This is a genomic window from Serratia sp. CY71090 (genome assembly GCF_052166845.1).
Taxonomy (GTDB): domain Bacteria; phylum Pseudomonadota; class Gammaproteobacteria; order Enterobacterales; family Enterobacteriaceae; genus Serratia; species Serratia nematodiphila.
In genome coordinates this window covers 278,004-291,238 of record NZ_JBJNOA010000001.1, presented here as the reverse complement: position 1 = coordinate 291,238, position 13,235 = coordinate 278,004, and the positions used below count along the sequence as shown (strand labels likewise).

The following is a 13,235-nucleotide window of genomic DNA, read 5'->3' as shown; positions in this document are numbered from 1 at the left end:
TCAGGTAGCGACTTTCGTCGTTAAGGACTTCAAGGGAAAACAACAACAATGGTCAAATCTCAACCGTTTCTGAGATATTTTTTGCGGGTAGTCCCTGCAATTGCCGCTGCGGTTATGCTGTCAGCGTGCAGCTCGACTCACACTTCGAACTTGAATAACGCACAAACTGAGATGCGTGCAGTTAATGACAAAGACGGTCTTTTACTGCAAGCCTCTCAGGATGAATTCGAAGCGATGGTCCGCAACGTTGACGTCAAGTCAAAGATTATGGATCAGTATGCGGATTGGAAAGGCGTTCGCTACCGCTTAGGCGGTGACACCAAGCGCGGCATTGATTGCTCGGCGTTTGTACAGCGCACCTTCCGCGAACAGTTCGGCATGGATTTACCGCGTTCGACCTATGAACAGGAAGATCTCGGCAAGAAAATTCAGCGCACCAAGCTGCGCGCCGGCGATTTGGTGCTGTTCCGCGCCGGTTCTACCGGGCGCCATGTCGGCATCTATTTAGGCAACGATCAGTTCGTTCACGCCTCCACCAGCAGTGGAGTCATGATTTCCAAGCTGACCGATAACTATTGGAATAAACGTTATCGAGAAGCGCGCCGGGTGCTGACCAACGGTTAACGGCGCAACGCCCTGAAGATCCTGAATACCAAACGAGCGATAAGCGCCGCCCACGGGCGGCGTTTTTTTTGGTTGTCGAACAGGTATCATCAAAATTGATCCCTGCCTTATCGTCACCTTTCCCTGCTTAACGCCGCCGCACGCCATTATTTTGATAAACTGTTGGCAGGAAATCGCCCCGTCGAGGAAAAACTCGCCTATTATCGTCAGATGACGGCAACGGCGCCCCGGCGTTATTTAAAACGTTTCCGCTGATATTATGCGCATGATATTTCTGTCGGCGACGCCACATATTTAAATGGCGCCGCCGGTTGGTACGGGATAAAAGGCAAAAATGAAAAAAAAACCGTTGGCACAATCCATTAACTGGCTGCACGACACGCCTGACGCCCGGTTGCAGAGGACTCGGTTATGGGCTTGAAAAGAGCTTTCGCCCGCAGCGTGTCTCACCGACAACGCAGCCTGGCTAAAAGCGGTGTCGCCGCCCTGGTATTTTTTACGCTATTCACCGCGGTCACGCTTTCTTTGATCAACCACCAGCGCACGCAATATCAACATAAGGTCGAAGCGCGCACGCAAAAGTTCACGCTGGGTTATATCTCGCATCTGACGGCGGTGATGCGGCAAATGATGCCGCTGCTGGACAAGCCTTGCCTCTCCAGCCAGTCGGATATTACCTACCAGGCGGCCTTTACCAGCGGCGTGCGCACCTTCCTGTTGGTGAAGGACGGCTACGCCTATTGCTCCTCCGCCACGGGCGACATGATGTTGCCGATGAAAAATATCTACCAGGATATCGACTGGGATCTGCCTCTGGATCTCAAGCTGCAGCAGGGGACGCCGATGGTGCCAAATAAACCGGCGGTTGCGGTTTGGCTGCGACATCCCGGCGAAAAGGCCACCGGCATCCTCGCTACGCTGGACATCGATCTGATGCCCTACCTGCTGTTCACCTCGCACGACGAACAGGCGCCGGGCATCGCCATCGTGATGGGCAACCGCGCGTTGACCACTTTCAGCCCGAACCTGATGCCGGTCAATCAGCTACCGAAGGGCAAGGCGGATACCCTGACGCTGCCCAATCTGCCGCTGACCATCCTGTTCTACAACGAGAAACTGACCCCCAACGACATTCGCCTGACGCTGCTGGGCAGCCTGGTGCTGTCATTGATGACCGGCGTACTCTGCTACTACATGCTGCTGCTGCGGCAAAGCCCGGAACGCGCGCTGCTGCGCGGCATCAAGCGCAACGAGTTCTTTATCGAATACCAGCCGGTGTTCCATACCGACAGCAACAGCATCGGCGGGCTGGAAGCGCTGATCCGCTGGCAGCATCCGATCGAGGGCCGCATCCCGCCCGATGTCTTTATCCCCTACGCCGAAAGCAACGGGCTGATCGTGCCGCTTACCCGCCACCTGTTCAGGCTGATCGCCGAAGATGCGCCACAGCTCGCCAAAGCGCTGCCACGGGGAGGTAAAGTCGGCCTCAACATTTCCCCCGCCCACCTTAGCGCACCGTCGTTTCACCAGGACGTGTATGAATTGTTGACGCAGCTGCCGGGCGATTACTTTACGCTGGTGTTTGAAATCACCGAACGCGGCATGGTGGAAGAAGAGAGCGCGCTGGCGGAGTTTGACTGGCTGCACAAACAGGGCATCGAGATCGCGGTGGACGATTTCGGCACCGGGCACAGCGCGCTTATTTATCTTGAGCGCTTCACCATGGATTATCTGAAGATTGACCGTGGTTTCGTCAACACCATCGGCCAGGACACGGTCACCGCGCCGGTGCTGGATGCGGTGATCTCGTTGGCGAAAAAGCTGAAAATGCTGACGGTGGCCGAAGGCGTGGAAACCGCCGAGCAGATGCAGTTTCTGCAAGAACACGGCGTCAACTTCATGCAGGGGTACTACTTCAGCAAGCCGCTGAGCATCGATGATTTCGTCGCTTACTGCAATGCTCATCAGGTCTTTGATTATCAGGAAAAAAATAGTTAACCTTTAAGCATCTTTACCCTGCTCCCGCCCGAAGAATGTTATGCTGGGCGCAGGTTGTACTTTATTCCACAGCAGGAGCTTACCGTCTGATGTCCGTGCGCATTTTCGCTGCTCTGGTGCTCTCGGCACTGAGCTTCGGTCTGCGGGCCGAAGCCCTCAACGAAAGCTACGCTTTCGCCCTTCTCGGTGAACCGAAATACGCCACCGACTTCAGCCATTTCGACTACGTCAACCCAGCGGCGCCCAAGGGAGGTGACGTGCGACTGGCGGCCATCGGCACCTACGACAACTTCAACCGCTTCGCTACCCGCGGCGTACCCGGCGAGCGCACGATGGAGCTGTACGATACGCTGTTCACCAACTCCGACGACGAACCCGGCAGCTATTACCCGTTGATTGCCGAATCGGCCCGTTTCCCGGCCGACATGCGCTGGATGGAATTGGATATCAACGCCCGCGCCCGCTTCCAGGACGGCAGCCCGATCACCGCCGCCGACGTGGCCTTTACCTTCAATAAATTCATGACCGAAGGCGTGCCGCAGTTTCGCTCCTATTACAAAGGCGTCACGGTCAAGGCCATTTCCCGGCTGACGGTGCGCATCGAGCTGCCTAAGGCGAACCGTGAGCAAATCCTCAGCCTGCTCAGCCTGCGCGTATTGCCGGAAAGCTTCTGGAAAAACCATAAGCTCAACGAACCGCTCAGCACCCCGCCGCTCGCCAGCGGCCCGTATAAAATCGGCGATTACCGCCTCGGCCAGTACATCACCTATCAGCGGGTGCGCGACTACTGGGCCGCCAATCTGCCGGTGAACCGCGGCCGCTACAACTTCGACAGCATTCGCTACGATTATTATCTGGACGACAAAGTATCGTTGGAAGCCTTCAAGGCCGGCGCCTACGATTTCCGCATCGAGCCGTCGCCCAAAAGCTGGGCCACCCAATATCAGGGCGGCAACTTCGCGCGCAACTACATCATCAAGCAGGACGAGACCAACCAGGCGGCGCAGAATACCCGCTGGCTGGCGTTCAATCTGCAAAAACCGCTGTTCGCCGATCGTCGGGTACGGGAAGCGATCGGCCTGGCTTTCGATTTTAACTGGATGAACAAGGCGCTGTATTACAACGCCTATCAGCGCGCCGACAGCTATTTCCAAAACACCGCCTACGCAGCCCGCGGCTACCCGGACGCCGCTGAACTGGCCTTGCTGGCACCGCTCAAGGGCCAGATACCGCCGGAGGTATTTACCAGTATCTACCAACCGCCCTCCTCCGACGGTAGCGGCAACGATCGACAAAACCTGCTGAAGGCGACCCAACTGCTGAAAGAAGCCGGTTGGGTGGTCAAAAATCAAAAGCTGGTCAACGCCAAAACCGGCCAGCCGTTCACCTTTGAACTGATGCTGCTGAGCGGCAGCAACTTCCAGTACGTGCTGCCGTTCCGCCACAACCTGCAGCGGTTGGGCATCGAGATGCAAATCCGCGAGATTGACGCCTCGCAGTACACCCGCCGCATGCGCGAGCGCGATTTCGACATGATGTCGACGGTGTATATGGCGATGCCGTTCCCCAGCGCCGATCTGCAAATTCTGTGGGATTCGCAGTACATCGATTCCAGCTATAACACCCCCGGCGTCAAAGATCCGGCGGTCGACAGCCTGGTCAGGCAAATCGCCGCCCATCAGGGCGACGAAAACGCCCTGTTGCCGCTCGGCCGCGCGCTGGACCGGGTGCTGACCTGGAACAACTACATGCTGCCGATGTGGTACTCCAACCACGACCGCTACGCCTATTGGGACAAGTTCTCCACGCCGTCGATCCGCCCGGCCTATGCGATCGGCTTCGACAACTGGTGGTACGACGTCAACAAGGCGGCGCGCTTACCGGCTCAGCGGCAATAAGGAGTCGGAATGGCGGCCTATCTGATACGCAGACTGTTATTGGTGATCCCCACGCTGTGGGCGATCATCACCATCAACTTTTTTATCGTGCAAATCGCCCCCGGCGGTCCGGTCGATCAGGCCATCGCCGCCATTGAGCTGGGGCACGGCAGCGGGTTTGGCAGCGGCGGTGTCGGCGAAGGCCTGGGCCACGCCCGGACGGGCATCGCGGCTGGCGACGGCCAATATCGCGGTTCGCGCGGCCTGGATCCGGAGGTGATCGCCGAGATCACTAAGCGTTACGGCTTCGACAAACCGCTGCACGAGCGCTACTTCACCATGCTGTGGAATTATATGCGCTTCGACTTCGGCGACAGCCTGTTTCGCGGCGCTTCGGTGATGCAGCTGATCGGCCAGAGCCTGCCGGTCTCCATCACGCTGGGCCTTTGGAGCACGCTGATCATCTATCTGGTGTCGATCCCGCTCGGCATCCGCAAGGCCGTCCACAATGGCAGCGTGTTCGATACCTGGAGCAGCACGCTGATCATTATCGGCTACGCCATTCCGGCTTTTCTGTTCGCCATTCTGATGATCGTGCTGTTCGCCGGCGGCAGCTATCTCGACTGGTTCCCGCTGCGCGGCCTGGTATCGAGCAACTTCGACACCCTCTCCTGGCCGGCGAAGATCGCCGACTACCTGTGGCACATCACGCTGCCGGTGCTGGCGACGGTGATCGGCGGTTTCGCCACCCTGACCATGCTGACCAAGAACTCATTCCTCGACGAGATCCGCAAACAGTACGTCACCACCGCCCGCGCCAAAGGCCTGGACGAGAAAAAGATCCTGTACCGCCACGTGTTCCGCAACGCCATGCTGCTGGTGATCGCCGGTTTTCCGGCCACCTTTATCAGCATGTTTTTCACCGGCTCACTGCTGATTGAGGTGATGTTCTCGCTCAACGGCCTGGGGCTGCTGGGTTACGACGCCACGCTGCAGCGCGACTACCCGGTGATGTTCGGCACGTTGTATATCTTCACCCTGATCGGCCTGCTGTTGAATATCCTCAGCGATATCACCTACACCCTGGTCGATCCGCGCATTGACTTCGAGGCCCGCCAATGAGCCGCCTTAGCCCGATCAACCAGGCGCGCTGGGCGCGTTTTCGCCGCAACCGCCGCGGCTACTGGTCGCTGTGGATCTTTTTGGTGCTGTTCACCCTGAGCCTGGCCGCCGATCTGATCGCCAACGACAAACCGCTGTTGGTGCGTTATGAAGGCCGGTTGTACCTGCCGTTTATGATTAGCTACAGCGAAACCGCCTTCGGCGGCGAACTGAATACCGAAGCCGACTATCAGGATCCGTTCGTGCAGCGGCAGATCGAACGGCACGGCTGGGCGGTCTGGGCACCGATCCGCTTCAGTTACGACACCATCAACTTCGCCACGGAGGTGCCCTTCCCTTCGCCGCCTTCGCGGCACAACCTGCTGGGCACCGACAGCAACGGCGGCGACGTGCTGGCTCGGGTGCTGTACGGTTTTCGCATTTCGATGTTGTTCGGTCTGGCGCTGACGCTGTTTTCCAGCCTGATCGGCGTGTGCGTCGGCGCGACGCAGGGGTATTACGGCGGGCGTTTCGATCTGTGGGGACAGCGCTTTATCGAAGTGTGGTCGGGCATGCCGACGCTGTTTCTGATCATTCTGCTGTCGAGCATCGTCCAGCCCAATTTCTGGTGGCTGCTCGGCATCACCATCCTGTTCGGCTGGATGAGCCTGGTGGGCGTGGTGCGCGCCGAATTCCTGCGCACCCGCAATTTTGACTATATCCGCGCCGCGCGCGCCATGGGCGTGCCGGATCGGGTAATCATGTCCCGCCATATGCTGCCCAACGCCATGGTGGCGACGCTGACCTTCCTGCCGTTTATCCTCTGCGGCTCGATCACCACCCTGACGTCGCTCGATTTCCTCGGTTTCGGTCTGCCGATAGGCTCGCCGTCGCTCGGTGAATTGCTGCTGCAAGGCAAAAACAATCTGCAGGCGCCGTGGCTCGGCATCACCGCCTTCCTGGTATTGGCAGTGCTGCTGTCGTTATTAATCTTTATCGGCGAAGCGGTGCGCGACGCCTTTGACCCCAGCAAGGCGCATTGATATGGCCACTCCTTTGCTCGCTATTCAGGATCTCAGCATCGCCTTCCGTCAGGGCGACACCGTCACGCCGGTGGTCAACGAACTCTCGCTACAAATAGCGCCGGCGGAAACGCTGGCGCTGGTAGGGGAATCCGGCTCCGGCAAAAGCGTCACCGCCCTGTCGATACTGCGTCTGCTGCCCGCGCCGCCGGTGGTTTACCCTGCCGGCGATATTCTGTTCAACGGCGAGTCGTTGCTGCATGCGCCGGAGACTGACCTGCGCAAGGTGCGCGGCAATCAGATCGCGATGATCTTTCAGGAACCGATGGTGTCGCTTAACCCACTGCACACCATCGAGAAACAGCTGGCGGAAGTGCTGATGCTGCACCGCGGCCTGCGGCGCGAAGCCGCGCGCGCAGAGATCGTCGAATGCCTGGAGCGCGTCGGCATCCGTCAGGCCAAAAACCGGCTGCAGGACTATCCGCACCAGTTGTCCGGCGGCGAACGCCAGCGGGTAATGATCGCCATGGCGGTGTTGACCCGCCCGAAACTGCTGATCGCCGACGAACCCACCACCGCGCTCGACGTGACTATCCAGGCGCAGATCCTGACGCTGCTGCAAGAATTGAAGCAGGAGATGGGCATGGGGTTGCTGTTCATCACCCATAATCTGAATATCGTGCGCCGCCTGGCAGACAACGTGGCGGTAATGCGCCAGGGGCGCTGCGTAGAGCAAAACGGCCGCGCGCAGCTGTTCAGCCGGCCGCAGCATCCCTACACACAGCAGCTGCTGGCCGCCGAAGACGTCGGTGAGCCGCTGCCGTTGCCCACCGCGCGCCCCGGCGACGAGCGGCCGCTGCTCAAGGTGGAAGATCTGCAGGTGCGCTTCCCCATCCGGCGCGGCCTGCTGCGCCGCACGGTGGATTATCACTATGCGCTGAAATCGTTGAGTTTCGAGCTGCGCGCCGGGGAAAGCGTGGGGCTGGTGGGAGAATCCGGCTCGGGTAAAAGCACCACCGGGCTTGCGTTATTGCGTCTGCTGGCCTCGCAGGGCGCCATCTGGTTCGACGGCGAACCGCTGCACCCGCTCACGATGAAGCAGATGCTGCCCTACCGCAGCCGAATGCAAATCGTCTTCCAGGATCCCTATTCCGCCCTGAATCCGCGCCTGAACGTGCAGCAGATCATCGCCGAGGGGCTGGAAGTGCACCAGCGGCTTAGCGCCGAGCAGCGGGAACAACGCGTGATCGAGGTGTTGCGGGAAGTCGGCCTGGATCCGCAGCTTCGCCACCGCTATCCCACCGAGTTTTCCGGCGGCCAGCGCCAGCGCATCGCCATCGCGCGCGCGCTGATCCTGCAACCGCAGCTGCTGATCCTCGACGAGCCGACCTCTTCACTGGATAAATCGGTGCAGGCGCAGATCCTGACGCTGCTGAAATCGCTGCAGCAACGCCACCGGTTGGCTTATCTGTTCATCAGCCATGACCTGCAGGTGGTGCGTTCGCTATGTCACCAGGTCATCGTACTGCGACAGGGGGAAGTGGTTGAACAGGGAGACTGCCGGGCGATTTTCGCGGCGCCCGCAGCCGACTATACCCGTCAACTGCTGCAGTTGGCGGATTAGCGGCGAATTCAGAAGGGGTATTGCGCGCTGAGCGGTTCGGCGATCGCGGCACCAACGTTTTTCAGGCGGCACATGGTGGCGCTCTCGTCGCTGCGCTGCACGAACAGGCAAGGTTCCCCTTCCCACTCGACGATCGCACAGTCGACCTGAATCTCCTGCAGCGACAGATTGAGCTGTTGCATTACCTGCCAGGCCTCGGCCCCTTCATGGCTGAGCAGCTTCAGCCCAATCAGGTTGTTATCTTCGTCTATTCCGTTAAACGGAATCGGTTCGACCTTCACGCCGGTGAAACCGGATAGCCAACGATAACTTTGCGGCAAGCGATGCACTACCGAAAGTTGGATACTCTCCACATGAAATCCCTAGTTTGAAAAGGTGAAACACTTTTACCTGACAGGGTTACTAAGTTATAGCCGTTGACTCCCGACTCTGCCGCGCACAAATGTTATTTAAATGTAAATTTTGCCGCAAGCCATTAACCTGACCCCGTGCTTGCCGATGCCGTGCCACTTTTTGGCGCGCCGTGCGGTGTTATTTCACGGCATTTTGCGACTCAGCTCGCATTTTTGCGTTATATGTAACCCTTTCCCGCAGCGATCTCAACTCTTTTTTCTTGCAATGCGACTACTTTTTCGTCGCCATATTTTTACAATGAAGAAACATCTCACCCGTCACGTTAGCGCTGCCACCGCTGCTAATACCTTGATTTACATCAATCCTAATACAAATCCCCCGCGCGGCTCAGCCGACAGCGCGCCGCGCCTCCCGGGGAATATTGGGCGGCACGGCGGCGGAATTTTTTAACAAAAAGCACACAGGTGAGAAAGCGGCCAATTGATTAGCTTGCGTATATTTAGCAACAAATTTTTCATTGCCGGTTGCACCCTGAAATGGCAGGGCGCAACCCCGTGACGATGCGGAGCGACACGCCCCGAATCGGGAGAACGTCAGGCTGCGCGATCGCGCGGCCGGCTGGCGTAAACATAGAACAGCACCGCCACGATGCTGCACAGCGCCATCGAGGTGACCATTGGCCAAGCGCTTTTGCCCGGCGCCATCGACAGCACCGCCCCCACCAGCGCACCGATGCTGAAGCGCAACGTGCCGGCCAGGGAAGAAGCGGTGCCCGCCATATGCGGAAAATCATCCAGGATCACCGCCATGGCGTTGGAGGAGATCATCGCGATGCACCCCAGATAGACCGCAACGCCGATCACCAGCGCCCAGAAGCCCAGGCCCACGGTGCTCACCGCCATTAGCCACAGCCCCATCGCCAGCTGTACCAGCAGCCCCAGCTTGAACATCTTGACCGCGCCGAAGCGCCGCACGTTGCGGCTGTTGATCAGCGTCGTCAGGAACAGGAAGACGATGTTCAGCGCAAAATAGTAACCGAAATGCTGCGGCGAAACGTGGTTCAGTTCGATGTAGACGAACGGCCCGGCGCTGAGGAACGAGAACATGCCCGCAAACGAGAAGGCGCTGGCCAACATGTAACTCAGCACCCGCTTATGGCGGAACAGCGAACCGAAGTTGCCCAGCGTGGTGCGCAGGTGGAACCGCTGGCGCCGCTCTTTCGGCAGCGTCTCCTTGATGAACAAGGCTACCAGCAGCGAACCGATCAGCGCCGCAGCGCCCATGGTCCAGAAGATGGCGTGCCAGCTGAACCACAGCAGCAGCGCACCGCCGATCATCGGCGCCAGCAGCGGCGCAATGGTCATCACCAGAATGACGAACGACATCATGCGCGAGAACTCATCCTTGGTGAACATATCGCGCATCAGGGCGTTGATCACCACGCTGGCGGCGGCCGCCCCCAAACCGTGCAGGAAACGCAGCCCAATCAGTTGATCGATCGACTGCGCCATGGCACAGGCGCAGCCGGCGATGGCGAAGATCAGCGTTCCCCACAGGATCACCGGTTTGCGGCCGATGCTGTCCGACATCGGCCCATAGAACAGCTGCCCGAAGGCAAAGCCGAGCATATAGGCGCTGAGCGTCATCTGCACGCTGCCGGACTCGACGCCAAACTGGGCAGCGATCACCGGCATACTGGGCAGGTACATGTCGATGGCCAACGGCATCAACATGGACAACAGGCCCAGAATGAAAATCAAACCGAGATGAGAGGTTCGGTTCTGTTGCACGTTCCACGACTCCTTAAGCGGCCGCAATCAATGATCGGTTATCAGTCCTGCAGGTGCGGCGCGCCCACGCTGGCGATCTCTTCTTCTGTCAATGGGCGGTATTCGCCCGGCGCCAGATCGTCATCCAGCACGATGGCGCCGATGCGCTCACGGTGCAACGCGATCACCCGGTTGCCGACGGCGGCGAACATCCGCTTCACCTGGTGATAGCGCCCTTCGCTGATGGTCAAGCGCACCACGTGCTCGTCGACCTGCTCCAGCGTCGCCGGCCGCGTCAGATCTTTCTCGTTGTGCAGTTGCACCCCTTCAGCGAAACGCTGCGCGGTGTCTTCCGCCAACGGGTGCTCCAACGTGACCAAATAGGTTTTCTCGCAGTGGTGGCGCGGCGACGTGACACGGTGCGACCATTGACCGTCGTCGGTCATCAGCACCAGCCCTGTGGTGTCGATATCCAACCGCCCGGCGGCGTGCAGCTTGTACGCGACCGGCTCATCGAGGAAATACAGCACCGTCGGATGATCGGGATCGTCGGTAGAGCAGACGTAGCCCTGCGGTTTGTTGAGCATGAAATAGCGCGGGCCGTTCTGCTGCTGCAGCGGATTGCCGTCGAACGCCACTTCTTGCTCCGGGGTCAGTTTGACAGCCCCGCTCTTCACTACCTCACCGTCCACGGTGACGCGTTTAGCCCGAAGTTCGCGCACGACCAGCGCACGGCTGATGCCTAACTGCTGAGATAAAAACTTGTCCAATCGCATGGGATCTGCTTTGCCTGTCGTTGTTATGATCGCATTGATCGTATTGCCAAAATATGACGCCCGCCGTTGCACCGGGTGCAAATAGCAGGTTCAGGGGGGGAATCGCGTGGGGGAACAGCGATTGCTGTCACACAAGTATAGCGACACAACGCGTTGCCCGACAGAGGTAATTTTCACGCTTCTCGCACCGCGCGCGCGCAGAAGGCATAATAGTAGAAATTTTTCGGCCGCCCGGGGCGTAAAATGTCGCTGTTTCTGTGGGAACGGGGGCGACAAGACCTGTACCCGGCGGCCCATTCCACTCTACGGCGTTCATTTTATGGCCTTTACCCTACGCCCCTACCAACTGGAAGCGGTCGAAGCCACCATCAACCATTTCCGGCGGCGTCCCGAACCGGCGCTGATCGTGCTGCCGACCGGCGCCGGCAAAAGCCTGGTGATCGCCGAACTGGCGAAGCGCGCCCGTGGGCGGGTGCTGGTGTTGGCACACGTCAAGGAACTGGTGGCGCAAAACCACGCCAAATACTGCGCCTACGGCCTGGAGGCGGACATCTTCGCCGCCGGTCTGCAACAAAAAGAGAGCGCCGGCAAAGTGGTGTTCGGCAGCGTGCAGTCGGTGGCGCGCAACCTGCCGCTGTTCGACGGCGCCTTTTCGCTGCTGATCGTCGATGAATGCCACCGCATCAGTGACGACGACGACAGCCAGTACCAACAAATCATCCAGCACTTGCAGAAAACCAACCCGCAGCTGCGGCTGCTGGGGTTGACCGCCACGCCCTATCGTCTGGGCAAGGGCTGGATTTACCAGTATCACTACCACGGTTTTACCCGCGGCGACGGCGCCAGCCTGTTTCGCGACTGCATCTATGAGCTGCCGCTGCGCTATATGATTAAGAACGGCTTCCTGGTGCCGCCTGAGCGGCTGGACATGCCGATTGTGCAGTACGATTTCAGCCGGCTGGAGGCCAGAAGCAACGGCCTGTTCAGCGAAGCGGATCTGAACCGCGAGCTGAAGCGGCAAAACCGCGTCACGCCGCACATTATCAGCCAGATTGTGGAGTACGCCGACGATCGCAAAGGGGTGATGATCTTCGCCGCCACCGTCGAGCACGCCCGCGAGATCCACGGCCTGCTGCCGAACGGCGAGGCCGCGCTGGTCAGCGCAGAAACACCGCCCGCCGAGCGCGATGCGCTGATCGAGGCGTTCAAACAACAGCAGTTGCGCTATCTGGTCAACGTAGCGGTATTGACCACCGGTTTCGACGCGCCGCACGTCGATCTGATCGCGATCCTGCGCCCGACCGAGTCCGTCAGCCTGTATCAGCAGATCGTCGGCCGCGGGCTGCGGCTGGCGCCCGGCAAGGAGGATTGTCTGATCCTCGACTATGCCGGCAACCCGCACGATCTGTTCACGCCGGAGGTCGGCGTCAGCAAGCCGCACGGCGACAGCCAGCCGGTGCAGGTGTTCTGCCCGGCCTGCGGCTTCGCCAATCTGTTCTGGGGCAAGTGCACCGAGAACGGCGATATCATCGAGCACTACGGCCGCCGCTGTCAGGGCTGGCTGGAAGACGACGACGGCCACCGCGAACAGTGCGATTACCGCTTCCGGTTCAAGAGCTGCCCGCACTGCGGCGCGGAGAACGACATCGCCGCACGCCGCTGCCATCAGTGTCAGGAGGTGCTGGTCGATCCCGATGACATGCTGAAGGCGGCGCTGAAGCTGAAAGACGCGCTGGTGCTGCGCTGCGGCGGCATGGAACTGCAGAGCGGCCGCGATGACAAGGGCGAATGGCTGAAGGCCACCTATTACGACGAGGACGGCACCAGCACCAGCGAGCGCTTCCGCCTGCAGACGCCGGCGCAGCGCAAAGCCTTCGAGATGCTGTTCCTGCGCCCGCACCAGCGCGCGCCGGGCGTGCCGTTCGCCTGGCACACCGCCGCCGACGTGCTGGCGCAACAACAGGCGCTGCGCCATCCGGATTTCGTGGTGGCGCGCAAACGCGGCCAGTTTTGGCAGGTGCGCGAGAAAGTGTTCGATTATCAAGGCCGTTTCCGCCGCGCCAATCAATTGACCTGAGCGAACGGTCCCC

The 13,235-nt window shown here is 59.6% G+C and carries 10 protein-coding genes; 7 read left to right on the top strand and 3 right to left on the bottom strand.

Translation table 11 applies throughout. The features are described 5' to 3' along the window. Positions 1–48: 48 nt before the first annotated feature. The 6 genes from mepS to yejF all read left to right on the top strand — a co-directional run bounded on the left by mepS (position 49) and on the right by yejF (position 8,246). Positions 49–624 (top strand): bifunctional murein DD-endopeptidase/murein LD-carboxypeptidase, encoded by a 576-nt coding sequence (mepS, locus tag ACJ8OK_RS01405; RefSeq protein ID WP_025303553.1) that lies wholly within the window; start codon positions 49–51, stop codon positions 622–624. Positions 625–1,035: 411 nt separating this feature from the next. Next, on the top strand, positions 1,036–2,622 hold the full coding sequence (locus tag ACJ8OK_RS01400; RefSeq protein WP_033632555.1) for a cyclic di-GMP phosphodiesterase: 1,587 nt from the start codon (positions 1,036–1,038) through the stop codon (positions 2,620–2,622). An 89-nt stretch (positions 2,623–2,711) separates the two neighbouring features. Next, positions 2,712–4,520, top strand: coding sequence for an extracellular solute-binding protein (locus ACJ8OK_RS01395; RefSeq protein ID WP_033632554.1), 1,809 nt, complete (start codon positions 2,712–2,714; stop codon positions 4,518–4,520). 9 nt (positions 4,521–4,529) lie between these two features. Continuing rightward, the gene (locus tag ACJ8OK_RS01390; protein WP_442530342.1) at positions 4,530–5,621 is read left to right on the top strand and encodes a microcin C ABC transporter permease YejB; all 1,092 of its coding nucleotides are present in this window, start codon (positions 4,530–4,532) and stop codon (positions 5,619–5,621) included. Beyond that, positions 5,618–6,643 (top strand): ABC transporter permease, encoded by a 1,026-nt coding sequence (locus ACJ8OK_RS01385; protein ID WP_015378535.1) that lies wholly within the window; start codon positions 5,618–5,620, stop codon positions 6,641–6,643. The genes ACJ8OK_RS01390 and ACJ8OK_RS01385 overlap by 4 nt, the downstream gene beginning before the upstream one ends. A 1-nt stretch (position 6,644) precedes the next feature. Beyond that, positions 6,645–8,246 (top strand): microcin C ABC transporter ATP-binding protein YejF, encoded by a 1,602-nt coding sequence (gene yejF, locus ACJ8OK_RS01380; RefSeq protein ID WP_060559957.1) that lies wholly within the window; start codon positions 6,645–6,647, stop codon positions 8,244–8,246. An 8-nt stretch (positions 8,247–8,254) separates the two neighbouring features. Here yejF and ACJ8OK_RS01375 read toward each other — a convergent pair whose 3' ends face one another. The 3 genes from ACJ8OK_RS01375 to rsuA all read right to left on the bottom strand — a co-directional run bounded on the left by ACJ8OK_RS01375 (position 8,255) and on the right by rsuA (position 11,145). Then, positions 8,255–8,599, bottom strand: coding sequence for a YejG family protein (locus ACJ8OK_RS01375; RefSeq protein WP_004935763.1), 345 nt, complete (start codon positions 8,597–8,599; stop codon positions 8,255–8,257). 594 nt (positions 8,600–9,193) lie between these two features. Beyond that, positions 9,194–10,390, bottom strand: coding sequence for a Bcr/CflA family multidrug efflux MFS transporter (locus ACJ8OK_RS01370; RefSeq protein ID WP_442530341.1), 1,197 nt, complete (start codon positions 10,388–10,390; stop codon positions 9,194–9,196). 41 nt (positions 10,391–10,431) lie between these two features. Then, complete coding sequence (gene rsuA, locus ACJ8OK_RS01365) at positions 10,432–11,145, bottom strand: 16S rRNA pseudouridine(516) synthase RsuA (protein WP_442530340.1); 714 nt, start codon at positions 11,143–11,145, stop codon at positions 10,432–10,434. 319 nt (positions 11,146–11,464) lie between these two features. Here rsuA and ACJ8OK_RS01360 point away from each other — a divergent pair, with 319 nt between their 5' ends. Then, complete coding sequence (locus ACJ8OK_RS01360) at positions 11,465–13,222, top strand: DEAD/DEAH box helicase (RefSeq protein ID WP_004935773.1); 1,758 nt, start codon at positions 11,465–11,467, stop codon at positions 13,220–13,222. The last annotated feature ends 13 nt before the right edge of the window (positions 13,223–13,235 follow it).

Bases quoted from the DNA above. Each gene is read 5' to 3' on its own strand.
- ACJ8OK_RS01390 (WP_442530342.1), top strand. From the start codon at position 4,530: ATGGCGGCCTATCTGATACGCAGACTGTTATTGGTGATCCCCACGCTG.
- ACJ8OK_RS01385 (WP_015378535.1), top strand. From the start codon at position 5,618: ATGAGCCGCCTTAGCCCGATCAACCAGGCGCGCTGGGCGCGTTTTCGC.
- mepS (WP_025303553.1), top strand. From the start codon at position 49: ATGGTCAAATCTCAACCGTTTCTGAGATATTTTTTGCGGGTAGTCCCT.
- ACJ8OK_RS01395 (WP_033632554.1), top strand. From the start codon at position 2,712: ATGTCCGTGCGCATTTTCGCTGCTCTGGTGCTCTCGGCACTGAGCTTC.
- ACJ8OK_RS01400 (WP_033632555.1), top strand. From the start codon at position 1,036: ATGGGCTTGAAAAGAGCTTTCGCCCGCAGCGTGTCTCACCGACAACGC.
- yejF (WP_060559957.1), top strand. From the start codon at position 6,645: ATGGCCACTCCTTTGCTCGCTATTCAGGATCTCAGCATCGCCTTCCGT.
- rsuA (WP_442530340.1), bottom strand. From the start codon at position 11,145: ATGCGATTGGACAAGTTTTTATCTCAGCAGTTAGGCATCAGCCGTGCG.
- ACJ8OK_RS01360 (WP_004935773.1), top strand. From the start codon at position 11,465: ATGGCCTTTACCCTACGCCCCTACCAACTGGAAGCGGTCGAAGCCACC.